This window comes from Streptomyces sp. NBC_01261 (assembly GCF_036226385.1).
In the GTDB taxonomy this organism is placed as follows: domain Bacteria; phylum Actinomycetota; class Actinomycetes; order Streptomycetales; family Streptomycetaceae; genus Streptomyces.
The window spans coordinates 5,612,019-5,636,378 of sequence record NZ_CP108463.1 but is presented as its reverse complement, the minus strand read 5'-3'; the positions used below and the strand labels follow the sequence as shown (position 1 = coordinate 5,636,378).

The 24,360-nt window shown below is 71.5% G+C and carries 18 protein-coding genes, 1 tRNA gene and 1 pseudogene; 14 read left to right on the top strand and 6 right to left on the bottom strand.

The window, feature by feature from the left end:
- Positions 1 to 7: 7 nt before the first annotated feature.
- A complete protein-coding gene (locus tag OG226_RS24840; protein WP_329350072.1) occupies positions 8 to 574 on the top strand; it encodes a hypothetical protein in 567 nt (188 codons plus the stop codon).
- A 244-nt stretch (positions 575 to 818) separates the two neighbouring features.
- On the opposite strand, the gene OG226_RS24835 is transcribed toward OG226_RS24840, so the two are convergent.
- The 3 genes from OG226_RS24835 to OG226_RS24825 form a co-directional block, all read right to left on the bottom strand.
- Complete coding sequence (locus tag OG226_RS24835; protein ID WP_328681628.1) at positions 819 to 1,784, bottom strand: DUF5926 family protein; 966 nt, start codon at positions 1,782 to 1,784, stop codon at positions 819 to 821.
- A 159-nt stretch (positions 1,785 to 1,943) separates the two neighbouring features.
- On the bottom strand, positions 1,944 to 2,495 hold the full coding sequence (locus tag OG226_RS24830) for an ATP-binding protein (protein ID WP_443044790.1): 552 nt from the start codon (positions 2,493 to 2,495) through the stop codon (positions 1,944 to 1,946).
- A gap of 230 nt (positions 2,496 to 2,725) precedes the next feature.
- The gene (locus OG226_RS24825; protein WP_329350071.1) at positions 2,726 to 3,559 is read right to left on the bottom strand and encodes a glycerophosphodiester phosphodiesterase; all 834 of its coding nucleotides are present in this window, start codon (positions 3,557 to 3,559) and stop codon (positions 2,726 to 2,728) included.
- A 270-nt stretch (positions 3,560 to 3,829) separates the two neighbouring features.
- Here OG226_RS24825 and OG226_RS24820 point away from each other — a divergent pair, with 270 nt between their 5' ends.
- The 4 genes from OG226_RS24820 (at position 3,830) to OG226_RS24805 (ending at position 7,127) form a co-directional block, all read left to right on the top strand.
- Positions 3,830 to 5,359, top strand: a complete 1,530-nt coding sequence (locus OG226_RS24820; RefSeq protein ID WP_329350070.1) for a S1C family serine protease — start codon at positions 3,830 to 3,832, stop codon at positions 5,357 to 5,359.
- Between the two features lie 232 nt (positions 5,360 to 5,591).
- Positions 5,592 to 5,984 carry a hypothetical protein gene (locus OG226_RS51605; RefSeq protein ID WP_443066909.1) on the top strand — a complete coding sequence of 131 codons (393 nt, stop codon included), beginning with the start codon at positions 5,592 to 5,594 and terminating at the stop codon, positions 5,982 to 5,984.
- Positions 5,985 to 6,083: 99 nt separating this feature from the next.
- Entirely contained in the window at positions 6,084 to 6,947 is an 864-nt protein-coding gene (locus OG226_RS24810) for a GNAT family N-acetyltransferase (protein WP_329350069.1), read from the top strand.
- Positions 6,948 to 7,040: 93 nt separating this feature from the next.
- Positions 7,041 to 7,127, top strand: a tRNA-Ser gene (locus OG226_RS24805).
- Positions 7,128 to 7,202: 75 nt separating this feature from the next.
- Here OG226_RS24805 and OG226_RS24800 read toward each other — a convergent pair.
- Positions 7,203 to 8,105 carry a bifunctional DNA primase/polymerase gene (locus OG226_RS24800; protein ID WP_328681635.1) on the bottom strand — a complete coding sequence of 301 codons (903 nt, stop codon included), beginning with the start codon at positions 8,103 to 8,105 and terminating at the stop codon, positions 7,203 to 7,205.
- 356 nt (positions 8,106 to 8,461) lie between these two features.
- Between OG226_RS24800 and OG226_RS24795 the strand changes: the two genes are divergently transcribed.
- From OG226_RS24795 to OG226_RS24760, 8 genes and pseudogenes are all read left to right on the top strand, one after another.
- Entirely contained in the window at positions 8,462 to 8,773 is a 312-nt protein-coding gene (locus OG226_RS24795; RefSeq protein ID WP_019055045.1) for a hypothetical protein, read from the top strand.
- Positions 8,774 to 8,997: 224 nt separating this feature from the next.
- Entirely contained in the window at positions 8,998 to 10,179 is a 1,182-nt protein-coding gene (locus OG226_RS24790; RefSeq protein ID WP_328681638.1) for an acyl-CoA dehydrogenase family protein, read from the top strand.
- Positions 10,176 to 11,177 (top strand): bifunctional MaoC family dehydratase N-terminal/OB-fold nucleic acid binding domain-containing protein, encoded by a 1,002-nt coding sequence (locus tag OG226_RS24785; protein WP_329350068.1) that lies wholly within the window; start codon positions 10,176 to 10,178, stop codon positions 11,175 to 11,177. The genes OG226_RS24790 and OG226_RS24785 overlap by 4 nt, the downstream gene beginning before the upstream one ends.
- A gap of 1 nt (position 11,178) precedes the next feature.
- Positions 11,179 to 12,318 carry an acyl-CoA dehydrogenase family protein gene (locus OG226_RS24780; RefSeq protein ID WP_329350067.1) on the top strand — a complete coding sequence of 380 codons (1,140 nt, stop codon included), beginning with the start codon at positions 11,179 to 11,181 and terminating at the stop codon, positions 12,316 to 12,318.
- On the top strand, positions 12,315 to 12,716 hold the full coding sequence (locus OG226_RS24775; protein ID WP_329350066.1) for a MaoC family dehydratase: 402 nt from the start codon (positions 12,315 to 12,317) through the stop codon (positions 12,714 to 12,716). Before OG226_RS24780 ends, OG226_RS24775 begins: the two co-directional genes overlap by 4 nt.
- Positions 12,713 to 13,867 (top strand): annotated as a pseudogene (locus OG226_RS24770) (lipid-transfer protein); the annotation flags it as partial. The gene OG226_RS24775 and the pseudogene OG226_RS24770, both read left to right, overlap by 4 nt.
- A 1,285-nt stretch (positions 13,868 to 15,152) precedes the next feature.
- On the top strand, positions 15,153 to 15,626 hold the full coding sequence (locus tag OG226_RS51600; RefSeq protein ID WP_443044793.1) for a SigE family RNA polymerase sigma factor: 474 nt from the start codon (positions 15,153 to 15,155) through the stop codon (positions 15,624 to 15,626).
- Between the two features lie 316 nt (positions 15,627 to 15,942).
- A complete protein-coding gene (locus OG226_RS24760) occupies positions 15,943 to 17,619 on the top strand; it encodes a long-chain fatty acid--CoA ligase (RefSeq protein WP_329350064.1) in 1,677 nt (558 codons plus the stop codon).
- 144 nt (positions 17,620 to 17,763) lie between these two features.
- Here OG226_RS24760 and OG226_RS24755 read toward each other — a convergent pair whose 3' ends face one another.
- Positions 17,764 to 18,990 carry an MFS transporter gene (locus tag OG226_RS24755; protein WP_328681650.1) on the bottom strand — a complete coding sequence of 409 codons (1,227 nt, stop codon included), beginning with the start codon at positions 18,988 to 18,990 and terminating at the stop codon, positions 17,764 to 17,766.
- A gap of 169 nt (positions 18,991 to 19,159) precedes the next feature.
- Between OG226_RS24755 and OG226_RS24750 the strand changes: the two genes are divergently transcribed.
- On the top strand, positions 19,160 to 19,738 hold the full coding sequence (locus OG226_RS24750) for a TetR family transcriptional regulator (RefSeq protein ID WP_328681652.1): 579 nt from the start codon (positions 19,160 to 19,162) through the stop codon (positions 19,736 to 19,738).
- Positions 19,739 to 19,789: 51 nt separating this feature from the next.
- On the opposite strand, the gene OG226_RS24745 is transcribed toward OG226_RS24750, so the two are convergent.
- Complete coding sequence (locus OG226_RS24745) at positions 19,790 to 24,277, bottom strand: PAS domain-containing protein (protein ID WP_329350063.1); 4,488 nt, start codon at positions 24,275 to 24,277, stop codon at positions 19,790 to 19,792.
- Positions 24,278 to 24,360: the final 83 nt, after the last annotated feature.

Here is a 24,360-nt window from a genome sequence, read left to right as displayed (position 1 = left end):
CCGCTGTATGAACCTTCGTCTGCTCGCCCTCGTGGGCGTCGCGGTGTGCGCGGTCGCGCTGCCGCTGGCCGTGGCGTCCGCGGGACCCGTACGCGACGAGGGTCACGCGGTCGTACGGTCCCTGGTCCACTCCTCGGATTCCTCCGGCTCCTCCGAAGGCGACGCCAAGGCGCCCTCCGTCGCGCCCTCTCCGGCCCGCTCCCCGCTGACGCTCGGCCTGGGGCTGGCTACGGCGGCCCGCTGCGGACCCGAGCTCTCCTCCCCCGACGGCATCGAGGCGCAGACCTGTGTCATGACGCAGGGTGAGGACACCTGGGCGCGCACCTACTACCGGAACGCGACCGGCGACGACCTGGACTCGGTGCTGAGCCTCATGGGTCCGGCGGACCGCACCGTGCGGATGCACTGCGTCGTGGCGGCCGAGGACGAGCCCGCGCTGTGCGAGACACCCCGGGAGCGGACACAGGGCGAGCTGGCGGCCTACACGGCCGTGGCGGAGTTCGCGGGGCGGAACGGGAGCGGGCCGCTGTTGCTGCGCTCGGGGAGCAACTCCTCAGCGCCTACCGCGAGTTGACGGACGACATCGTTCCGTACACACGGGCCGGGCATGAAAAGACCCGGTTGCTGGCGACGGGGGATGCACCAGCAACCGGGCTACTCGAACGGTAACAAGAGATCGGCGGTTAGCAAATTCGATCTCGGCTATTCGGACACCGACTTCCCTTTCACAACGGGGAGTTGTGACAGGAGTCACCGGAGTGAACAGGCCTGTTGCGGCTGAACCGTCGTTCAGTCGAACCCTTGGCCCATTCCGGGTGTCAGCTCAGCGTGACCTGCCGGTTGGTGAGGCCGCCCCGCGCGCGGCGCTCGTCCGCGGTGAGCGGTGTCTCCGTGGCCAGCGCGGCGGTGAGGCGCTCGGCGAACTCGGCGGCCGGCTTCTCGATGTCGTCCGCGCCGAGCCCGCTCGGCAGGTCCCAGACGGGCACGGTCAGCCCGTGAGCACGGAAGGACCCCACGAGACGGGTGCCCTCGCCGAGACCGGAGCGGCCCGCGGCGTGCAGCCGGGCGAGTCCGTCCAGAAGCTGCTCCTCCGGGTACGGCATGACCCAGCGCAGATGGTTCTTGTCCGGGGTCTCGCACCAGTACGCGGCGTCCACGCCCTGGAGCTTCACGGTCGGGATGGCGGCGGCGTTGGCGCGCTCCAGGGAGGCGGTCACCTCCGGCGCCGCGTTCTCCGCCTCCGGGACCCAGAATTCGAAGCCCGGGTGCACAACTGGCTCGAACGTGCCTTCCGGGTCGAGCAGATCCTGCAGTCGCGGGCCCTCGGCCGGGGCGCGGCGGGCCTGCACCGGAGTGCCCGGCTCGGCGACCAGCGCGCGCTGGAGGGTGTCGGCGAGGTCGCGGCTGATGTCGCCGGAGGCCGTGTCGTTCTGCAGGCCGAGCAGCACCGAGCCGTCGTCCCGGCGCAGGGCCGGCCAGGCCATCGGCAGCACCGTGGCGAGCGTGACCGACGGGACCCCTTCGGGGAGACCGCCCTTCAGCGGCAGCGCGACCGTGGCCGCGGGCACCAGCTCGCGCAGCGCCACCCAGTCGCCCTCGCCGGGCAGCCCCTCGAAGGGGCGCTGCACCAGCTCGGTCACCGCGTGGGCGGCGGCCCGGCCGTGGCAGGCCTTGTAGCGGCGGCCGCTGCCGCAGGGGCAGGGCTCGCGGGCACCGACGACCGGGACCTCCGCGTCGCTGAGCTGCGGCCGCTTGGCCGTGGTCTGGGGGCGCTTCTTGGCCATCGTGGGTGTCTCCCGGTTACGGCTCGTCTCGTACGGGCGGGAGCCTAGCCGTTCACGCCATGACCGACGGGAGCCTGTGGACAACCCGGCGGGTGCGGACGGCGGCCGGTGGGCGACGCGGGCGGGTACGGGCGACGTGGACAGGTACGGGCCGGCGGGTCAGTCCAGGTCGTCGAACGCGTCCGCGAACTCCAGCCGGGGGATCGCCGACACCGTGGGAGCCGTGACGCGCGTAGCGAAGTCGTCGCGTCGGTGCCCGGCATCCGGATCATGCACCTCGTCCTGTACGACGACCCACACCGTAACCTCGCCCCGGGTGTCGTCCCGTACGCCCCAGTCGTCGGCCAGCGCGGTGATGATGTTCAGGCCGCGTCCGCCGCGCGCCGTCACCGACGGGGTGGCCGGGGCCGGGCGGGTCGGGCCGCCGCCGTCCGTCACCTCGACCGTGAGCCGGCCGCCCGTGTCCACGCGCCAGGCGCACCGGACGTCGCCGTCACCGGCCAGGGCGTCGCCCAGGGGCCGGCCGTGCTTGCACGCGTTGCTCAGCAGTTCGGAGAGGATCAGTACGGCGTCGTCGATGACCGCTTCCGACACACCGCCCGTGCGCAGCTGGTCGCGCATGCGATGTCTTGCTTGTCCCACGCCCGCAGGGCCATGGGACACGGCCATGCTCGACGACGTGGGCACCTCCTGTGCCACCACCAACGCCACCCCCGAGACCTCCTTCGCCCCACGCCACGGTGTGGATGCCCCATTGGCCTGTACCGGAAACCGGCCAATCCACGTTCAGTGACGCATTCGCAACGATCGAACACGGACCGAACGCGCCGGTGCACTCCCTGTAGCTGAGTGGCTTGTTTTCGACGGTGTGGCCGGGTTTGGAGGATGGTGCAGGTGAGGTGGCCGGGTCAAGGGGTGTTTGGCGGTCTTTATGAGGTTGTTTACCGTGCTCGGCCGAGCCGGCTCAGAACGGCCCCCGGCCGGTTGGTGATGATGGCATCAATGCCCAGGTCAACGCAGAGATCCACGTCCTCGGGCTCGTTGACCGTCCACACGTGCACCTGGTGACCGGCGGTTTTCAGCCGCTCGATGTACGCAGGGTGATTGCGCACGATCCGGATCGAGGGGCCTGCGATCCGGACACCGGCCGGAAGTCGACCGTCCCGCAGGCGGGGCGAGAGGAACTGCAGCAGGTAGACCGTCGGCAGCGTCGGGGAGGCCGCCCGCACCCGGTGCAGCGAGCGCGCCGAGAAGCTCATGACCCGTACCGGGGAGTCTTCGGCGGTGGCCGGGGCGTCCAGGCCGAAGCGCTTCAGGAGCACCAGCAGCCGTTCCTCGACCTGGCCCGCCCAGCGCGTCGGATGCTTTGTCTCGATCGCCAGCTCCACCCGCCGGCCCGCGTCCGCGACGAGTTCGAGCAGCCGCTCCAGGGTGAGCACGGAGGTGTCCTCTCGGTCCTCCGGGAGGTGCTCCCAGTCGGGCTCCTCGTCCCGCGTCGTACGGGAGTCGCGACCCTTCCACGAACCGAAGTCCAGGGTGGCCAGATCGGCGAGCTCCAGTGCCGAGACCGCCCCGCGCCCGTTCGACGTGCGGTTGACGCGGCGGTCGTGGACACAGACGAGATGGCCGTCGGCGGTCAGCCGTACATCGCATTCGAGGGCGTCCGCGCCGTCCTCGATCGCCTTCTTGTAGGCGGCGAGGGTGTGCTCGGGGGCCTCTTCGGAGGCTCCGCGGTGGGCGACGACTTGGATCCGGTGCTGCCGTGCGAGGGTCACCGCGTCATGGTGCCACCGTGACGGGGAAGGCGTGGAACCGAAGGGTCGTGGACGGCTCATAGGGGCTATGTCTTGTTAGCCCGACAGGTCCCTTATAAAGGTTCGCCATGAACGCACAGGCACCGCTTATGGTGCTCTGACGGCCGGTGGGAAAAGCTGACGGCATACAAAAGCACATGCACAGCTGTTTCGCGCCGGACCGATCGACAAGCGTGAAGAGTGTGACCGCATGCTTCCGAGAACAACAGCCGTGGACCGAGGAGAAGAGCTGTGAGCACCGAGAACGAGGGCACTGAGGTACCCCCGGCCCCGTCTGCACCTCCTGTGCCGGTGGAATCTCCCGCAGCTTCCCCGCAGGCGGCCGCGGCCGAGGGGGGCGCGCCGACGACGCAGCTCCCGCCGGTGCCTCCGGGCGCCCCGCAGGACACGTTGCACGCGGGTCCCGCTCCGGCGTACGCCGGAGCGCCCCAGCAGGGCCCGGGATCCGCTCCCGACGCCGCCTGGCCGCCCCCGCCGCCCGCCACCCCGTCGTACGCCGACAGCGGCGCGGGCGCGGGCGCGTACGGCGGCGAGGGCGTCGGCGGATACGGGGGCGACGGCTACGGAGGTGACGGCGCCGGTGCCGGTGGCGGCTGGGGCACGCCGTACCAGCAGCCCGCGCCCAAGAAGCCCGGTGGCGGACGCGGCGGCCTGATCGCCGCCGTACTGATCGCCGCGCTGGTTGCCGGCGGCCTGGGCGGTGGCCTCGGGTACACCTTGGCCAAGGACAACGACGACAACAGCAACTCCACCACCGTCTCCGCCGACACCGGCAGCAGCGCCTCCGTGAAGCGCGACCCGGGCACCATCGCGGGCGTCGCAGCCAAGTCCCTGCCCAGCACGGTCACCATCGAGGCCGAGAGCACCAGCGGCGAGGGCGGCACGGGCACAGGCTTCGTGTTCGACACCCAGGGCCACATCGTCACCAACAACCACGTCGTCGCCGACGCGGTCGACGGCGGCAAGCTCACGGCGACCTTCCCGGACGGCAAGAAGTACGACGCCGAGATCGTCGGCCACGCCCAGGGCTACGACGTCGCGGTTATCAAGCTCAAGAACGCCCCCAGCAACCTGAAGCCGCTCGCCCTCGGCGACTCGGACAAGATCGCCGTCGGCGACGAGACGATCGCGATCGGCGCCCCCTTCGGACTGTCCAACACGGTGACCACGGGCATCATCAGCGCCAAGAACCGCCCCGTGGCCTCCAGCGACGGCAGCTCCACCAGCAAGGCGTCCTACATGAGCGCCCTGCAGACCGACGCCTCGATCAACCCCGGCAACTCGGGCGGCCCGCTGCTCGACGCGCAGGGCTCGGTCATCGGCATCAACTCGGCGATCCAGTCGACCAGCAGCGGCGGCCTCGGCTCCACCAGCCAGTCCGGTTCGATCGGCCTGGGCTTCGCCATCCCGATCAACCAGGCGAAGTACGTCGCCCAGCAGCTGATCAAGACCGGCAAGCCGGTGTACGCGAAGATCGGCGCCTCCGTCTCGCTGGAGGACAGCACCTCCGGAGCGACGATCACCGCCGAGGGCGTCAGCGGCTCCTCCTCGGTGGAGGCGGGCGGCCCCGCCGCCAAGGCGGGCCTCAAGGCCGGCGACGTCATCATCAAGCTCGACGACTCGGTGATCGACAGCGGCCCGACCCTCATCGGCGAGATCTGGACCCACAAGCCGGGCGACAAGGTCAAGATCACGTACAAGCGCGGCGGTTCGGAGCACACGACCGACCTGACCCTGGGGTCGAGGGTCGGCGACAGCTGACCTAGCGCCGGACGAAGACGCTCAACCGGCGGGCCGGGCAAGGGAATCCTTGCCCGGCCCGATCGTTTCTCGTCCTCCACGCGCGTGTGCATGCGGCTGAACGCCACTCGGGACCTCGACTTGGGACCCCGACTCGCGGACCCCGAGTCGGGAACTGGATTCCTCCCTGCGGCGAAGTACGGGTGAAAGCCCAATCTTCATCAGCGTGTTCGCGAGGACGAGAGGAGTCCCGATGACCGTCGGACCAGGCGTCAGCGTGGCGCAGGACAGCGACGCCTCGGTGATCGAACGGTCGTGGGAGAAGCCCGAGGCATTCGCCGTGCTCCTCGACCGCCACGCCGACTCGGTGCACCGTTACGCGGCCTACGAGGCGCTCGCCACCGTCCCCGGCATCAAGGTCCTGCCCCACCAGAAGGACGCGAACGGCCGCGTGGGCATCGGCTTCCAGTACGTGGGACCCGCCGGAACCCCCTGGGCGAAGTGCGGCACGGTCCTGGTCTTCGACGCGAAGACGTACCGCTACCTCGGCATGCACGATCGGCGCACGGCGGGCGGGACGACGGACGAACAGCGGTCGTACGTCGCCGTGAACGCCTTGGTGGACCGGGTGATGCAGCGGCCGTAGGGAGGACGTGACGTGCCGGTCGGCGGGGTGCCCGCGTACTCGGCGAGGATCGCTGAGCAAATCACGGGCGCACGCCGACAGCACGGGAAATCATGGACCATGCGACCGGATGACTGGCACCTCACGGAAGACCTGGACGACTTCCTCGCCGGAGGCGGGGAGTTCCTGCGTTCGCGCCCGGCCCTGCACACCTCGCCGTTGACAGTGATGGAGAGACTGCGCACGCGCGGGTCGGCCGAATACGGCGACGGAGCCACCCTGTTCGGCCGACTGGAACGAGCGGGCAAGGTCGACGCCACCTTCTACCGCCTCCCGTCCCGCGGCCTGGCCCCCACCCCCCTCACCCCCGAGCAGGCCGACGGCCTTGCCGCCCACTTGGCGGCCCTCGGGCACTCCCTGCCCTACGTCACGGCGGACCAGAACACCGCGACGGCCTTCGCGGAGGCATGGCAACGGCACACCGGCGCGACGTCGAAACTCCGAGTCCGCCTCCACCTGTACCGACTCGGCACCCTCACTCCTCCGGAACCGTTCCCGGAGGGCCACGCCCGGGTCGCCGGCGAGGAGGAGCACGCCCAAGTCGTCCACTGGTGCCACGAGTTCGCCGCCGCCGTGGACGAGGTCCTCCCCACCTCCTGGGCCGACACCCGCTTCGCGGACAAACACTTCACCTTCTGGGAGACCGCGGACGGCACCCCGGTCTCCATCGCCGGCTCAACCGCGAGGATCGGCGACATGGTCCGCGTGGACCCCGTCTACACCCCGCCCCACCTCCGTGGCCGCGGCTACGCCGCCGCCGTGACGACCGAGGTGACGAGAGCCGCCCTGGCCACGGGCGCGAAGGAGGTCGTCCTCTTCACGGACCCGGGCAACCCGACCAGCAACGCCCTCTACCAACGGCTCGGGTATGTCCGGATCAGCGATTGGGCTGTGTACGACTTCTCGGATGGGGCGGCGGAGTAGCCGACCCTGGCCGACGAAGCCGGACCACGCCACCCGCGAACCCCACGGTGCCGGTACGCTGTACCCGCTCCGTCCCTGGTGGGCGTGTGCGCAGGTGGGTTGCCCGAGCGGCCTAAGGGAACGGTCTTGAAAACCGTCGTCGCAGCGATGTGACCGTGGGTTCAAATCCCACACCCACCGCGGTGTCTGTAAGGGGTGTCCTCCATGGAGGACACCCCTTACGCATGTCTTTCTTACGGGTGTTGCGGACCGGGCTTACGGCCGATGCCCCGTCATCCGGGCCGCCGAGGCGATCGTCGCCCGGGCCTCCCGTTCCGACAGCCCCGTGCCGAGGGCCGCCTCGACCAGGGGGTCGATCAGCGCCGGGCCGATGTCGTTCTCGTAGGCGCGGCAGGCTGCCCAGAAGAGGCGGGTGTTGCGTTGGCCCTCGTGGGCGGCGAGGACGAACTGGACCAGGCCCTGGCCGTGTTGGCCGGTCGAGGTGGGCGTGGGGTGGTCCGTGCGGGGTGGGGGGAGCAGGAGGCGCAGCAGCGAGGGTGGGCAGGGGGCCGGGGCCAGGTGGGCGGTGGCCGGGGCGGCGCCGTAGAGGCCGTGGTCCGTGCGGGAGCCGGGGCCCACCAGGTAGCCGCCGGCGCCGCGGATGTCGATGCCGGGGGCGAGCCGGCTCGCGGAGTTGGGGACGACCACGTCGGGCGGGCCGCTGAGCCAGAGGTGCCGGCCGCCGCTGGGGGTCAGGACGACGACGGTCTCGGGGATCGTGAACAGGTGGCGGAGGGCGAGTTCGCGCAGGGCGGACGAGGAGTCCGTGCCGGATTTGGTGTCGAGGTCGATGCCGATCAGGTGGTGCGGCGGCAGTCCGCACGCGATGCCGTAGCCGGTGGCCCAGGGGGCGGCGGCGAACAGTTCGCGGATGCGCGTCGGGTCGGTCGAGGCGTCGTACACCCCGTGGCCGAGGCGTCCGCACTCGCCGTGGCAGCGCGGGCCCGCCGGGTTCACCGTGCCCGCCTCGCCCGCCGGGGGCGACGGGTCGTCGCGGTGCGGGGAGCGCAGGGCCGGGAGTTTCGTACGGGACAGGGGGATCACGGCCAGTCCGCGTTCGGCGGCTGACAGGGCGTGTGCGAGGGCCAGCGTCGTGGCCTGCCGGTCTGTGGTGGCCATACCTCCATGTTCGTACGAGTGTTCGAAAAAGGGAAGAGGGGGAGGCGGCGACTCGCCGACGCGGGCGGATTGGCCGGAAATCTGGCGGAACGCTTCGCCCCTTGGGGCGCCTGGGGCGGGCTGTCCGTACTGCCCTGAACTGCGGCTTGAAGGTAGGTGAAGGGGTTTATCGACTTGTCATCACGCTTCAGGGGGAATAACCGCTTCCGGTCTGGTTCGCCGGGGATTCGGTGGGCAACTCTGGTTCCGCGACGTCGTGCACAACACCGAGGCGGTCGGCCAACTGCCCTGGTAGAAGCCGTACTTCATGTGCGTCCGGCTACGAAGCCGTACGCAACCTGTTCTGGAGGAACAACATGGCAAGCATCCGTACCGCCCGCGTCATCGCCGCCGTCTCCGCCCTCCCGCTGGCAGCCGCCCTCTTCACCGGCGTCGCGGCGGCGGACAACGGCGCCATCGCGGGCAACGGATCGAACGCCGGTGTGGCGACCGTCAGCGGGAGCGGGGTCGGGCACGACAACAAGGGCAACTCGTCCACCACACAGCAGCAGGCGGTCGGCTCGGGGGCCTCGAACCAGAGCAACACCGCCCAGGTCAACGGGTCCGCGTTCACCGCCATCAACCAGGGAAACGAGAACGTCGCCGTCAACTTCGCCAACTTCTGGTAGCCGCGCCCGACTTCCGCGTGGGGATGCGCGGGGGTGTGTGAGGTGTGCTCTCCGGGGTTGTGACGCGTCTGCGCGGTGGTGCCACGGCACCGCCGCGCAGACGTTTTTCCGTGATCTCCCTTCTCCGGAACCGACCTTGACAGTGCACGGCATCTGACGGACAGTCAGAAACCCTCGTCCGTACGACGCCCACGACACCCACGTCGCCCCGGAGGTCCGCCGCCGTGCACCTCGCCCCCACCCCCCGCCAGCGGCGGTTGCGCGCCGAACTCCGCTCGTACTTCGCCGAGTTGATGCCGGACGGACCACCCGGCGCGGACGACCCCCAGGGCCAGCGGGCCCTGCTGCGCCGGATCGGCGGCGACGGCTGGCTCGGACTCGGGTGGCCGGTCGAGTACGGCGGTCAAGGGCGGGGCGCGGACGAGCAGTTCGTGTTCTTCGACGAGGCCTACCGCGCGGGCGCGCCCGTCTCGATGGTCACCCTGAACACCGTCGGACCGACCCTCATGAAGTACGGCAGCGAGGAACAGAAGGCCGCCCTCCTGCCGGGCATCCTGCGCGGGGAACTCGTCTTCGCGATCGGCTACAGCGAACCCTCGGCCGGCACGGATCTCGCGTCCCTGCGGACGCGCGCGGTACGCGACGAGCGGGGCTGGCTGATCGACGGGCAGAAGATCTTCACCTCCAACGCCCACAACGCCGACTGGATCTGGCTCGCCTGCCGCACCGACCCCGAAGCACCCAAGCACCGCGGCATCTCGATCGTCCTCGTCCCGACCGACGCGCCCGGCTTCTCGTGGACCCCGATCGAGACCGTCGGCGGGCAGCGGACGACGGCCACGTACTACGACGGGGTCCGCGTCCCGGCCGGCAACCTCGTCGGCGCGGAGAACGAGGGCTGGTCCCTCATCACCAACCAGCTCAACCACGAGCGGGTCGCCCTCGCCGCGACCGGAATGCAGGCCGAGGAGTTCTACGCCGCGGTGCTGACCGCCGCCCGCACGCCCGATCCGGTGACGGGGCGGCGCCGGGTTGACGAGCCGTGGGTGCGCTCACAGCTGGCCGAGGCACACGCCCGGCTGGCGGCAACGCGCCTGCTCAACTGGCGTTTGGTGGGTGATGTCGGGGCGGGCCGGCTGGCCCCCGGCGACGCGAGCGGCGTGAAAGTCGTGGGAACCGAATCGACGGTCGCGGTGTACCAGATATGTCAGCACATCGCCGGGGCGGACGGACCGGCGGGACTGGCAGGACTGGTGCGTTCGGGCTCGCCGGGCGCTTTCGGGGACGGCGAGCTGGAGCGGTTGAACAGGGCGGCGCAGATCAACACGTTCGGGGGCGGGGTGAGCGAGGTGCAGCGGGAGATCGTCGCGACGATGCGGCTCGGGATGACGAGGGGGCGGAGGTGAGCACAGTGGTCGACGAACTGGGGGCGCGGCTCAGGACGTACGAGGGGCGGGCTGCGGCCGTCGCGGGCCGGGGCAGGGATCCCGTCAACGAGCCGATGATCAGGCACTGGTGCGAGGCCATGGGCGACACCGATCCGGCGTACGCGGGCCCGGACGCCGTCGCGCCGCCCACCATGCTCCAGGCTTGGACCATGGGCGGCCTCTCCGGCCACACGGGACGCACGGAGGCCTACGACGAGCTGTTCGACCTCCTCGACGCGGCGGGCTGCACCTCGGTGGTCGCCACCGACTGCGAGCAGGAGTACCTACGACCCCTGCGGCCGGGCGACGAGGTCACGTTCGACGCGGTGATCGAGTCGGTGTCGGACCGCAAGACGACGAAGCTGGGCACGGGGTACTTCGTCACGACACGCATGGACGTCCGGGTGGGACTGGACCTCGTCGGCACCCACCGCTTCCGCATCCTCAAGTACGCCCCCGCACGCCAGAAGGAGAAGGCGAAGGAGAAGGAGGAGGCGAATCGGGAGGGGAAACGGGAGGGGAAGGGAGCCCGCGCGCGGCGGCCCCGGCCCGTCGTCAACCGGGACAACGCCGGTTTCTGGGAGGGCGTGGAGCAGCACCAACTCCTCATCCAGCGCTGCACGAACTGCGAGACGCTGCGCCACCCCTGGCTGCCGGGCTGCAACGCCTGCGGCGGCCTGGACTGGGACACGGTCGAGGCGAGTGGGGAGGGGACCGTCTACTCGTATGTGGTGATGCACCACCCGCCCTTCCCCGCCTTCGATCCTCCCTACGCGGTCGGACTCATCGAACTCGCCGAGGGCGTGCGGATCGTCAGCAACGTAGTGGGGGTGCCGTACGACAAGGTCCGCATCGGGCTGCCGGTGCGGCTCGAATTCCGGCGGTACGACGAACCGCAGGGGTCCGGCGACGAGGCCGGCCCGTTGGTGCTCCCCGTCTTCCGGGTCCAGGAAGGCCGAGAGGACGAGGTGGGCTGACATGGACTTCACACCCACGGAGGAGCAGGCGGCGGCCCGTGATCTCGCCACCCGGATCTTCGGCGACCTCGCGACACCCGAGCGGCTCACGGCGGCCGGGACGGACAGCGATCCCGAACTGTGGAAGGCCCTGTGCGCGGCCGGACTGGTGGGCGCCATCGAGGAGTTGGGCCTGCTCGGCCTGGTCCTGCTCCTGGAGGAGCAGGGGCGGACGACGGCCCAGGTGCCCTTCGCGTCGACCTGCGTGTACGGGCTGCTGGCGGTGACGGCGCATGGTTCGCCCGAGCAGCGGGAGCGGCTGTTGCCGGGGATCGAGGACGGGTCGGTGGTGGTGTGCGGGGCGTTTCCGGCGCAGGGGGGTGTACGGGCGAGCGAAGTGCGAGGGGAAGTTGAACAGGGTCAGGACGAACAGGCTTCCACGCGAGGGGAGTTGACCGGCACGATCCCCGTCGTCCCCTGGCTGCGGGATGCCACGCATGTCCTTGTCGCCGACGATCAGCGGGGGTTGTGGCTGACCCCGGTCACGGAGGCCGCGCGCGTCGAGGCGGTCGAGCTGACGGCACCTTGGTCGGCGGGGCGACTGACGTTGGACGGGGCATCGGCGGAGCGGCTGGGCGCGGCGGGCGTTGACCTCGGTGGCCAGGCCGAGCCGCTCCTGCCCCGCCCGGGCTCCTCGACTCCCTCCCCCTACGCCGACGTTCTGGCTACCGCCCGTACCGCCTTCGCCGGGTTGCAGGCCGGGGTGTGTGCCGGTTCGCTCGCTCGGGCTGTGGCGCATGTGAATGCCCGGGAGCAGTTCGGGCGCCCGTTGGCGACGCGGCAGGCGGTCCAACTCCGGGCGGCCGACGCGCACATGGACATCGAGGCGATACGGGTGACGGCGTACGAGGCGGCCTGGCGGCGGGACGCGGGGCTGCCGTACGCCACGCACGCGTTGACCGCCGCCTGGTGGGCGTCCGAGGCGGGCCAGCGTGTCGTCCACGCGGGTCAGCATCTGCACGGCGGGGCGGGGGCCGACCTGGACCATCCGGTGCACCGGCACTTTCTCTGGGGCCGGCAGTTGGACGCGTACCTGGGTGGCGGAGGCCAAGTACTGCAAGAACTGGGGGAGTTGATCGTGAGTGAGGAGGTGCGGTCATGAGGGCAGGTGAGGAGTTGCCCCCGCTGGAGATCGAGATCACCCGGACCCTGATCGTCGCCGGAGCCGTCGCCTCGCGGGACTACCAGGACGTGCACCACGACGCGGAGGCGGCGCGGCAGAAGGGCTCCCCCGACATCTTCATGAACATCCTGACGACGAACGGCCTGGTGGGGCGGTACATCACGGACCACTTCGGACCGGGAGCGGTCCTCCGCAAGGTGGCCATACGGCTCGGTGCGCCCAACTACCCCGGCGACACGATGGTGTTGACGGGGCGGATCGAGGAGACGGACGGCGACACCGCGACCGTGCGGGTGCTCGGGGCGAACGGCGTCGGCAGGCATGTGACCGGCACGGTCACGGTCACCGTGCCGAGGACGAGGGAGGCCGGGAAATGAGCACCCGTACCCGCGACACGCTGGGTGGGCAGGCGGCGATCGTCGGGATCGGGGCGACGGAGTTCTCCAAGGACTCGGGGCGCAGTGAGCTGCGGCTGGCCGTGGAGGCGGTGCGGGCCGCGCTGGACGACGCGGGGCTGAGGCCGGCGGACGTGGACGGGATGGTCACGTTCACGATGGACACCAACCCGGAGATCACCGTGGCCCAGGCCTGCGGGATCGGTGAGCTGTCCTTCTTCTCCCGGGTCCACTACGGCGGCGGCGCGGCCTGCGCGACCGTCCAGCAGGCGGCGCTGGCGGTGGCGGCGGGGGTCGCGGAGGTGGTGGTCTGTTACCGCGCCTTCAACGAGCGGTCGGGGCGCAGATTCGGCTCGGGGGTGACGCACCGGGAGCCGTCGGCGGAGGGCGCGGCGCTCGGCTGGGCGCTGCCGTTCGGGCTGCTCACACCGGCGTCGTGGGTGGCGATGGCGGCGCAGCGGTATCTGCACACCTACGGGCTGACGCCGGAGGTGTTCGGACAGGTGGCGATGGTCGACCGCAAGTACGCGGCGACGAACCCGGCGGCGTACTTCCACGGCAGACCGATCACCCTCGCCGAGCACGCGGCGTCGCGGTGGATCGTGGAGCCGTTGCGGCTGCTGGACTGCTGCCAGGAGACGGACGGGGCCCAGGCGATCGTCGTCACGTCGGTGGAGCGGGCCCGCGACCTGCCGCGTCCGCCCGCGGTCATAGCGGCGGCGGCGCAGGGTGCCGGGCGGGCGCAGGAACAGATGACCAGTTTCTACCGCGACGATCTGACCGGCCTGCTGGAGATGGGCGTGGTCGCGCGGCAGTTGTGGCGGACGGCGGGGCTGGGCCCGGAGGACATGGACGTGGCGATCCTGTACGACCACTTCACGCCGTTCGTGCTGATGCAGCTGGAGGAGTTCGGGTTCTGCGGAAAGGGGGAGGCGGCGGACTTCGTGGCCGAGGAGCGACTGCCGATCAACACGCACGGAGGCCAGCTGGGGGAGGCGTATCTCCACGGGATGAACGGCATCGCGGAAGGGGTCCGCCAGCTGCGCGGCACGGCCGTGAACCAGATACCGGGAGCCGAGCGGGTTCTGGTGACGGCGGGGACAGGGGTGCCCACGTCGGGGCTGGTACTCACCGGCCTCGCGGCGCCTGTGCCCCCGGCCGCCTTCGCGGCAGCCTCCGCCGTCCTTACGGCTCCGGCGCCCCTGGCCGAGTTGGCAGCAGCCCCTGCCGGCCTTGCGGGGCCTGTGGCTCCGGCTTCCTTGGCAGCAACTCCTGCCGTCCTTGCGGGGCCTGGGATCCCGGCCGCCTTCGCGGCAGCCTCTGCGACCCTCGCGGCTCCGGCGCCCCCGGCCGAGCTGGCAGCAACTCCCGTCGCCCTTGCGGGATCTGCGACCCCGGCCGGCTTCGCAGCAGAGTCTGCTGGCTTTGAGCCTCCGACGACCCTGGCCGCCTCGGCAGCAGTTCCTGCTGCGCAAGTGACACCTGACGGCTTGGCAGCAGCCTCCGCTGCCCTTGCCACCCCGGGGATCTCCATCGGCGCCACAGTTCCGGCGACTGCCGCCGACCTTTCCACCTCGGCGATCTCTAACGGCCTTGCGGCTCCGGCGACCCCGGTCGTCTTGGCAGCAGCTCTTGCAGGTCTTGCCGCGCCAGCCAATCCTGTCGGCTTCGCAACAGCCCCTGCCGCCCCTGCCGCCCCTGCCGCCTCCACCGGCCGCGCAGCTCGGGCGACTGCCGCCGGCCTGACCGCCTCGGTGACCTCCATCGGCCTTGCGGCTCCGGCGGCCTCCACCAGCCCCGCAGTTCCCGCAACCGCCACAGCCCTTACGGCCCCGGCGACCGCCACAGCCCTCACGGCCCCGGTGACCTCCACCGCCCTCGCAGACCCGGCCACCCCCGCCACCCCGGCCGCTCTCAAAACCCCTGCCGCCTCAACAGCCCCACCACCCCTACCGCCCCCACCCCTCATACCTCAGACGGGTGACCCCCAGGGGTAAACCCGCAGTACATGTCAGGCGCTCGTCCACCTTCAGGAGGTGGAGCCAGCCCCACCCCTACAACCTGAGGCGGAGTCTGCTTCGGGACCTGCGGCCGATCCGGAGGTGTGGGGGTCACTCATAGCGTGGAGACATGACCACAGCAGTCTGCACCAGCGCGTCGAACGCCGCCGCACGGGCCGCCGCCGGAGCCGCCACCAGGTCTGCCACCCGGCCCGCACCCAGGCCGGCCGCACGGCCTGCCACGCGGACAGTCACCCGGCCCGCCGCGCGGGCCACGCAGACCCAGGCTCAACCCCAACCTCAGTCCCAACCCCAGCCCCAACCCCAACCCCAGTCTCAGGTCCAGTCCTCGACCGGGACCCCGGCCCCGGGGCAGGCTCGGGCCCAGGCGGTCACGTACCCCTCGTTCTCGTCGTACATGAGGGCCAGGCAGCCCGTGCTGTTGCGCACCGCGCGGTCGCTGACGGCGAATCCGTGTGACGCGGAGGACCTGTTGCAGACCGCGCTGACCAAGACGTATGTCGCCTGGGAGCGGATCGAGGACCACCGCGCCCTGGACGGTTATGTCCGTCGCGCGCTGCTGAACACGCGGACCTCGCAGTGGCGCAAGCGGAAGGTCGACGAGTTCGCGTGCGACGAGCTGCCCGAGCCGGAGACGGTCGGCGGCGCGGAGGATCCGGCCGAGCAGCAGGCGTTGCACGACGCGATGTGGCGGGCGATCGCGAAGCTGCCGGAGCGGCAGCGGGCGATGGTCGTCCTCAGGTATTACGAGGACCTCAGCGAGGTCCAGACGGCCGAGGTGCTCGGGGTGTCCGTGGGCACGGTGAAGTCGGCGGTGTCGCGGGCGCTCGGCAAGCTGCGCGAGGACCCCGAGCTGGTTGTCGCCCGCTGAGGTCAGCCCGCCGGAGGCCAGTCGGGCATCAGGGCATCAGCGCATCAGGGGATCAGCGCACCAAGGCATCAGGGCACCAAGGCGTCAAGGCGTCAAGGCACCCGAGGCATCAAGGCACTGAGGCATCAAGGCACTGAGGCATCAAGACATCAGGCCATCAGGCCATCAAGGCATCAGATTCAAGTCACCCGGCCGTCGTCGAAGTCGGCCATGAAACCTCCCGCCTGGCAAGGTGACGTGATCGATCACCCGCCCCTAGTGACATACCGTGCGGTATGTGCGCAGAATCAGCGCATCCCTTACTACCGCGTAGGCAATGTCGCCCCGGGAGGACGCCGTGCTGAGCACCATGCAGGACGTACCGCTGCTGATCTCCAGGATCCTGACCCACGGGTCGACGGTCCATGGAACATCGCAGGTGATCAGCTGGACCGGTGAGGGAGAGCCGCAGCGCCGTTCCTTCGCGGAGGTCGGTGCCCGCTCGGCCCAACTGGCGCACGCCCTGCGCGAGGACCTGGGCGTGGTGGACGGCGAGCGCACGGCCACGTTCATGTGGAACAACGCCGAACACGTCGAGGCCTACTTCGCGATCCCCGCCATGGGCGCGGTGCTGCACACTCTCAACCTCCGTCTTCCGGCGGAGCAGTTGGCCTGGATCGTCAACCACGCGGCGGACCGGGTGGTGATCGTCAACGGCTCGCTGATCCCGCTGCTCGCACCGCTGCTGCCCAAGCTGCCGACGGTCGAGCACATCGTCGTCTCCGGCCCCGGCGACCGCACCCCCCTCGACGGCGCCCACGCGCGCGTGCACGAGTACGAGGACCTCATCGCCGGCAAGCCGACCACGTACGACTGGCCCGAACTGGACGAACGCCAGGCCGCCGCGATGTGTTACACCTCCGGGACCACGGGCGACCCCAAGGGCGTGATGTTCAGCCACCGTTCGATCTACCTGCACTCCATGCAGGTCAACATGACCCAGTCGATGGGACTCACGGACCAGGACACCTCGCTGGTCGTGGTCCCCCAGTTCCATGTGAACGCCTGGGGCCTGCCCCACGCCACCTTCATGACCGGCGTGAACATGCTGATGCCGGACCGCTTCCTGCAGCCCGCCCCGCTCGCAGAGATGATCGAGAGCCAGCGCCCCACGCACGCGGCGGCCGTGCCCACCATCTGGCAGGGCCTGCTCGCCGAACTGACCGCGAAGCCCCGCGACGTCTCCTCGCTCACCCAGGTCACCATCGGCGGTTCGGCCTGCCCGCCCGCCCTCATGGCAGCTTTCGACAAGCTCGGCATGCGGGTCTGCCACGCCTGGGGCATGACGGAGACCTCCCCGCTCGGCACGGTCTCGCGCCCGCCGGCCGAGGCGGTCGGCACCGACCGGGAGTGGGAGTACCGGCTGACCCAGGGCCGTTTCCCGGCGAGCGTCGAGGCCCGCCTCACCGGCCCCGGCGGCGAACGGCTGCCCTTCGATGGCGAGTCGGCGGGCGAGCTGGAGGTGCGCGGTCCGTGGATCGCGGGCGCCTACTACAACGGCCCGGACGCCGAACCCCTGCGCCCCGCCGACAAGTTCAGCGAGGACGGCTGGCTGAAGACGGGTGACGTCGGCACGATCTCCGCCGACGGTTTCCTCACCCTCACCGACCGCGCCAAGGACGTCATCAAGTCCGGCGGCGAGTGGATCTCCTCCGTCGACCTGGAGAACGCCCTGATGTCCCACCCGGACATCACCGAGGCCGCCGTGGTCGCCGTACCGGACGAGAAGTGGGGTGAGCGTCCGCTGGCGACCGTCGTCCTGCGGGAGGGTTCCACCGCCGACTTCGAGTCCCTGCGCGCCTTCCTCGCCGACGCGGGAAAGATCGCCAAGTGGCAGCTCCCCGAACGCTGGACGATCATCGAGTCGGTCCCGAAGACGAGCGTCGGCAAGTTCGACAAGAAGGTGCTGCGCAGGCGGTACGCCGAGGGCGACCTGGACGTCACCAAGCTCTGACCGCCCACCCGTCCACCCGTCCACCCGTCCACCCGCCCACCCGTTCACGCCGATCCGCCGGACAGGGCGCCCCACGGCCCCTGCCCGGCGTACGGCCACGTCGTCGTCGTAGCAGAAGAACTCACCGTCGCGCAGGCGGAGAACTCACCGGCGCCGCGCGCCCGTAGCCGTCGAGACCCACCCGATCACCAGCCACACCCCCGCCACCACACACACCCCGCCCCAGCCCCAGTGGCTGAACGCCGGTCCGGCCAGCGACGAAGCGAGCGCGCCGCCCGTGAAGCCGGCGACGACGTACGCGGTGTTGGCGGTCGCCGGGGTGGAGGTGGTGGTGAGGGCGAGGGTCTGGTTGGCGACGTGGGAGGCGACCAGGGCCGCGTGGATCGCGATCGCGGCGACGAACAGCGCCCACAGCACGTGCCCGCCCAGCCAGAACAGCGGCACGGACAGGGCCGCGAGCACATACGCGGACCGTACGACCTTTCCCGCGCCGAACCGGTCGACGAACCCGCCCGCGAGCGGAGCCACCGCGCTGGCCGCCAGCCCGAAGAGCCCGAACAGCCCGGCGGTCGCGGTCGAGAAGCCGTAGGAACCGCCCGTCGTGCCCGTCAGGAGCAGGGCGAGGGTCGTCCACAGGGCGCTCCACGCGCCGAACATCCCCGCCTGGCGCAGGCACGCGCGCCACAGGTCGGGCGAGGTGCGGACCAGGCCGGGCAGGGCCGCGAGGCCGGCGAACAGCGGGCCGGAGCCGCGGCGCCTCTCGGACGGGAGGACGTACGCGGTGGCGAGGCCGAGGACGAGCGTGAGGGCGGCCGAGCCGACGAACACGACCCGCCAGCCGTAGGCCTGGCCGACCAGGCTGCCCACCACGCGCGCCGCCACGATGCCGGTGAACAGGCCCGCTATGACGGCCGCGACATGGCGGGCGCGGTGGTGGGCGGGGGCGCGTTCGGCGACCAGCGGGACGAGGAGTTGCGGTACGACGGTCGCGGCGGCGGCGACGAAGACGGCGACCGCGAGGGCGGCGGTGCCGGGGGCCGCGGCGCCGACGAGCAGGGCCGCCGTGGTGGCCAGGGAGAGGGCTGCGACCAGCGGGCGCCGGTTCACGCGGTCGCCGAGCGGGGCGAAGAAGAGGAGGCCGGTGGCGTAGCCGAACTGCGCGACCGACGCGATCCACGCCACGGCGGACGGGGTCGAGCCGAAGTCGTGGGCGATGAGGGGGAGCAGCGGACCCGCGAGATAGATGTTGGCGGCCGTCACGGCGGTACAGACGGCGATGAGGACGAGGAAGAGGCGGCCGGAGGCGCTGGGGACGCCCGGCTTCTGGAGCGATGTCCGGGTGACGGTGGTGTCGGTGGTTGCGGAGGACATGAGCGGCGGCACTCCTTCAGACCTGCGGGACTCGCGAGCCACCCGCGAAGTCTCCGGGTCGGCTCTTGCAACTAACTGTTTGGTTGGAAGCTGGAACAGCATGCGGCGCATCGGAATTCCCTGTCAACCAAACAGTTGGTTACCGCCCCCCGCCGAGTACCCTGGCCCCATGGGAGTCAGGGACCCCGAGGCCACCAAGGCCCGGATCTTCGAGGCGGCGGTCGCCGAGTTCGCCCGGCACGGCATCGCGGGCGCCCGCATCGACCGCATCGCGTCCGAGGCCAAGGCCAACAAGCAGCTGATCTACGCCTACTTCGGCAACAAGGCGGAACTGTTCACGCGGGTCCTCGGCAGGTCCATGCTCGACCTGGCCGTCGCGCTCCCCGTCGACCCGGACGACATCGAGGGCTGGATCGACCGCCTCATGGACTACCACGAGGCCCACCCCGAACTGCTCCGCCTCCTCTTCTGGGAGGGCCTGGAGTACGGCACCGCCGAACTGCCCGACGAGGCCGAGCGCCAGCAGCACTACGCGTTCAAGGTCGCCGCGCTCCAGGACGGCCAGGACCGGGGTGTCGTGAGCGACGCGATCCCGGCCCGCGACCTGCTCTTCCTGCTGGTCGCGATGGCCAACTGGGGTGTCGTCGTACCGCAGATGCGCCGCGTCCTGGTGGGCGCGGACGACCCGGACCGGGACCGCCTCCGCGAGTCGATCAAGGAGGCGGCACGGCGACTGATCGCCAAGTAGCCGCGCCCGAAAGGTAGTTGGCTACGGCCGTCAAGTGGCCCGTGTGGTCGGCTAGTTGGTGCCGATCCGGGCGAGCAGGTCCACGATCCGCGACTGGACCTCGGTACTCGTCGACCGCTCGGCGAGGAAGAGCACGGTCTCCCCGGAGGCCAGCCGCGGCAGGTCGGCCTCGTCCACCGCGGCCGTGTACACGACGAGCGGGGTGCGGTTGAGCTGCCCGTTCGCGCGCAGCCAGTCGACGATCCCGGCCCGCCGCTTGTGCACCTGCAACAGGTCCATGACCACCAGGTTCGGCCGCAACTGCCCAGCCAGAGTCACCGCGTCGGCATCGCTCGCGGCCCGGGCCACCTGCATCCCGCGCCGCTCCAGCGTCGCCGTCAGCGCCAGCGCGATCTCCGCGTGCTCCTCGATCAGCAGCACCCGCGGCGGATGCTGCTCGCTGTCCCGCGGCGCGAGCGCCTTCAGCAGGACGGCGGGATCGGCGCCGTAGGCCGCCTCCCGCGTGGCCTGCCCGAGCCCGGCCGTCACCAGCACCGGTACCTCGGCAGCGACCGCCGCCTGCCGCAACGACTGGAGCGCGGTACGGGTGATCGGCCCGGTCAACGGGTCCACGAACAGCGCCGCCGGGAACGCGGCGATCTGCGCGTCGACCTCCTCGCGCGAGTGCACGATGACGGGCCGGTACCCGCGGTCGCTCAGCGCCTGTGTGGTCGTCACGTCCGGCGCGGGCCACACCAGCAGCCGGCGCGGGTTGTCGAGCGGCTCCGGGGGCAGTTCGTCGTCGAGCGGCTGCGGCCTGGGCGTGTCCGCGATCTCGACGGCCCCGCCCGGCCCGTCCAACGGCTCCGGCCCCTCGGCCGCGTTCTCGTCCGGTGCCCCTATGGCGTACGACCGCCCGGCCCCCTCGGTCATCTGCGCGAGGCGTGACTGCCCGGCCATGGAGGGCTGAGCCCGCTCACTCTGCTCCGCCACCGCACCGGCGGGCTCGGGCCGCGTTCCCAGCTTCCTCCGCCGACCACCCCCACCCGACTGATGCGGCGGAGGCGTGGGCGTGGCGGCGGGCACCTGCACCTGAGCGGCCTGCCGCGTGAACGGCACCCCCTGCCCCAACGTCCGCACACTGATCGCCCGCCCCTGAGTCGAGTTGGGATCAACGGGCGCGGCAGCGGCCTCGGCGGGAAGCGGCTGAGCGACCCGAGCCTGCGCGGCGACGGGAGTACCGGGTACGGGAGCATTCGGGTTCGGGTTGGCGTTCGGCTGCGGGTTCGGTGCCGTGTTCGGCGCTACGGCGGTCTCGGCGCCGTTCGCCGCCACGGGCGCCGGAGCCCCACCGGGCGCACCCGCGGCCGGGTTCGGCTGCGCGGCGGGCAGAGCCTGCGGCGGCACCGGCCCACCGGACTGCCCCTGAACCGGGGCGACTTGACCGGGAATGCCGTGCGGAGAGACGAGTTGCCCCTGCGCGGGCACGGCCTGCCCGGGAATGCCCTGAGGCGGAATCGGCTGCCCGGGAACACCGGGGGCTTGCCCCGGGATCCCTTGAGGAGAGACAGGCCGGCCGGGAAGTCCCTGCCCCTGCGCTCCCTGCGCCTGGATCCCCTGCGGCGACACCGGCTGACCGGGGTTGCCCTGCCCGGGAATGCCCTGAGCCGGAATCCCCTGACCAGGAACCGCCTCGGCCGGCAACGGCTGCCCCGCCGGCACCTGCCCCTGGGCGGGAAGACTCTGCGCGGGAGCGAGCTGCATGGCGGTACCGGGCTGCCCGGCAACCCCCTGCCCGGCGACAGGCTGACCCGGCACACCGACGGGAACACCCTGCCCCTGCTGAACCGCCTGCCCCGCGGCGACCTGCGCCGGAACCCCCTGCTGCCCCTGCCCGGCCGCCCCCTGCGCCGGAACCACCGCACCAGGTTGCCCCTGCCCCTGCACCGCGACACCGGCCTGAACCGGGGCCCCGGCCTGCACCGACTCCACACCCTGCGCCTGCGCCTGAGATTGTGGCTGCGGCTGGGCAACAGCCCGACGCCGCCGCCCAGTCGGGGCGCTCGCGGGATGCGGCTGAGGCGGAGTGTGATCGTCACCCTGATCAACCGGAACGGCATCGTGCCGCCCGTCGTCACCGGGATGCCCACCAGGAACACCCCCGGGAGCCTGCCCGGGCACAACGGGAACCCCGGGCGCGACGGCAACTCCGGGCGGCTGCGCGGCCGTAGCCCCAGAACCCTCCGGCGTCCGATCAGCTTCAGCCGGCGGCAACGCGAACACGGTCCGCGCCCCCGCCTCCTGCGCCGCGGCCCGCTCGGCCGCGGCAGCCAAGGCCCGCCTGCGACGCCCGGTCGGCTGCCCGTCCTCGCCAACGGAGTCGGAGTCACCGGCGGCATCGGCGGAGCCGCTCGCGGGCAACGCGGCCGGCAACGCCTGCCGTTCACCGCCCACGGGCACACCTCGCGGCGACACGGTGCCACCAAGTCCCGTACCGGAAGCGGCAGTTCCAGCGGCATGCTCCGCCGCCGTCATCACAGCGCCCTCGGAGACACCCCCGGACACACCTTCGGGGTCACCGTCGGACGCCTCACCGGCCGCGCCTTCGGCCGCCCGCCCACGCCGTCGCCCGGTACCGCCGGACGCACCGTCGCCGCCCGCCTCACCGGCCACCGCGACCGCCGCGGACTCCTCGCCCGCACGCCTCCTGCGCCGCCCGGTGGGCACGGCGGCCTCGCCGCCGCCGGTGTCCTCGGAGGTACCGTCCGGTACCTCGCTCTCCAGGAACGCGTCCACGGAGGACCGTCGGGCCCGCCGACGGCCGTTGCTGGCCGACGCCTGTTCGGGCAGGGCGAGTTCGGCGCCGCCACCGGTCGCGGCCGGAGCCGCGACGGCCCCCGCCCCGCCCCCGATCGGCACCTCCAGCACATACGCGCTGCCGCTCATCCCCGGCACGTCGTGCGTCTGCAGCACACCGCCGTGCGCCCGCACGATCCCGCGCACGATCGGCTCGTGCACCGGGTCTCCCCCGGCATACGGCCCGCGCACCTCGATCCGTACGACCTCACCGCGCTGCGCCGCCGCCACGACGACCGTGTTGTCCATGTAACCGCCCGCGGACGCGGGCGAGTTGCCGGTCGCGTCGACACCCGCGACATCCGCGACGAGATGCGCGAGCGCGGTCGCGAGGAGCACCGGGTCGACCTCGGCCTCGATGGGCGGCGCGTGCACGGCGAACTGCACCCGCCCGGGACCGATCAGCTCCACGGCCCCGTCGACACCGGCGGCGACCACCGCGTCCAGCATCACTTTCGTACGGTTGAGCTCCCCGTCGCCGGTCTCCAGCCGCTGATAGCCGAGCACGTTGTCGATGAGCTGCGTGATGCGCGAGTACCCCGCCGAGAGGTGATGGAGAACCTGATTCGCCTCGGGCCACAGCTGCCCCGCGTCATCGGCGGCCAACGCGGCCAGTTCACGCCGCAGTTCGTCGAGGGGCCCGCGCAACGACCGCCCGAGCAGCGTGAGGAGTTGCTCGTGGCGTCCGGCCAGCTCCTCGAACCGGTCCTTCTCCCGCTCCCCGAGCGCGGCGTACCGCTCCTCGTTCGCGGCGAGTTCCTCCTCGTGCCGTTCCCGGAGTTCCTCGATCTCGGTGATGTGCTTCTGGCGCAGCGAGGTCAGCTCGGAGGCGTGCTCCTCGTCGAGCCGCTCCAGCTCGTCCCGGTGCAGCTTGTCGGCGGCGTCCTTCTCCTCGGCGAGCGAGTCGTAGGGGCGCCGGTCGGTGAAGGTCATCACGGCGCCGACCAGTTGGTCGCCGTCGCGCACGGGCGCGGTGGTGAGGTCGACGGAGACCCGGTCCCCGTTCTTGGCGAACAGCACCTGCCCGCGCACCCGGTGCTTGCGCCCGGACCGCAGGGTGTCGGCGAGCGGCGACTCCGCGTACGGGAAGGGGGAGCCGTCCGCGCGCGAGTGCAGGACGAGGTTGTGCAGTTCCTTGCCGCCGAGGTCGCTGGCGCGGTACCCGAGGATCTGCGCGGCGGCCGGATTGACGAGCACGACCCGCCCGTCCGTGTCCGTTCCTACGACGCCCTCGGCTGCCGCACGCAGGATCATCTCGGTCTGCCGCTGCGAACGGGCCAGCTCGGCCTCGGTGTCCACGGTCCCGGAGAGGTCGCGCACGACGAGCATCAGGAGCTCGTCGGAGGTGTAGCCGTAGCCGTCGTAGGCCTGCTGGCCGTCTTCGAGGTTGGCGCTGGTGACCTCGACGGGGAACTCGGAGCCGTCGGTGCGGCGGGCGGTCATGCGGGTGGGCTTGGTCCGGCCGCGCGGGTCCATCGAGTCGGGGCGGCGCATGGAACCCGGGATGAGCCGGGAGTCGAACTCCGGCAGCAGGTCCAGCAGTCCGCGCCCGACGAGGGCGGTGCCCGGCGCCTCGAAGGCCTCCAGCGCGATGGTGTTCGCGTTGACGACGGTTCCGTTGGCGTTGACCAGGACCAACGCGTCCGGGAGCGCGTCGAGTATGGCTGCGAGGCGAGCAGCGCCTCGGGATGGCCTGCTGCTCACGAGACGCTTCCTCCCTGTTACCGCACCTTGCCGACCGCGGAGGCCATCTTGCCAACCTGCCCGCGACGTGTCACGCGAGGGAG

What these genes read in the sequence shown, in the direction of transcription:
- OG226_RS24840 (WP_329350072.1), top strand. Translation starts at nt 8, where the DNA reads ATGAACCTTCGTCTGCTCGCCCTCGTGGGCGTCGCGGTGTGCGCGGTC.
- OG226_RS24835 (WP_328681628.1), bottom strand. Translation starts at nt 1,784, where the DNA reads ATGGCCAAGAAGCGCCCCCAGACCACGGCCAAGCGGCCGCAGCTCAGC.
- OG226_RS51605 (WP_443066909.1), top strand. Translation starts at nt 5,592, where the DNA reads ATGACCGTCGGACCAGGCGTCAGCGTGGCGCAGGACAGCGACGCCTCG.
- OG226_RS24810 (WP_329350069.1), top strand. Translation starts at nt 6,084, where the DNA reads ATGCGACCGGATGACTGGCACCTCACGGAAGACCTGGACGACTTCCTC.
- OG226_RS24800 (WP_328681635.1), bottom strand. Translation starts at nt 8,105, where the DNA reads ATGGCCACCACAGACCGGCAGGCCACGACGCTGGCCCTCGCACACGCC.
- OG226_RS24795 (WP_019055045.1), top strand. Translation starts at nt 8,462, where the DNA reads ATGGCAAGCATCCGTACCGCCCGCGTCATCGCCGCCGTCTCCGCCCTC.
- OG226_RS24780 (WP_329350067.1), top strand. Translation starts at nt 11,179, where the DNA reads ATGGACTTCACACCCACGGAGGAGCAGGCGGCGGCCCGTGATCTCGCC.
- OG226_RS24775 (WP_329350066.1), top strand. Translation starts at nt 12,315, where the DNA reads ATGAGGGCAGGTGAGGAGTTGCCCCCGCTGGAGATCGAGATCACCCGG.
- OG226_RS51600 (WP_443044793.1), top strand. Translation starts at nt 15,153, where the DNA reads ATGAGGGCCAGGCAGCCCGTGCTGTTGCGCACCGCGCGGTCGCTGACG.
- OG226_RS24760 (WP_329350064.1), top strand. Translation starts at nt 15,943, where the DNA reads ATGTCGCCCCGGGAGGACGCCGTGCTGAGCACCATGCAGGACGTACCG.
- OG226_RS24755 (WP_328681650.1), bottom strand. Translation starts at nt 18,990, where the DNA reads ATGTCCTCCGCAACCACCGACACCACCGTCACCCGGACATCGCTCCAG.
- OG226_RS24750 (WP_328681652.1), top strand. Translation starts at nt 19,160, where the DNA reads ATGGGAGTCAGGGACCCCGAGGCCACCAAGGCCCGGATCTTCGAGGCG.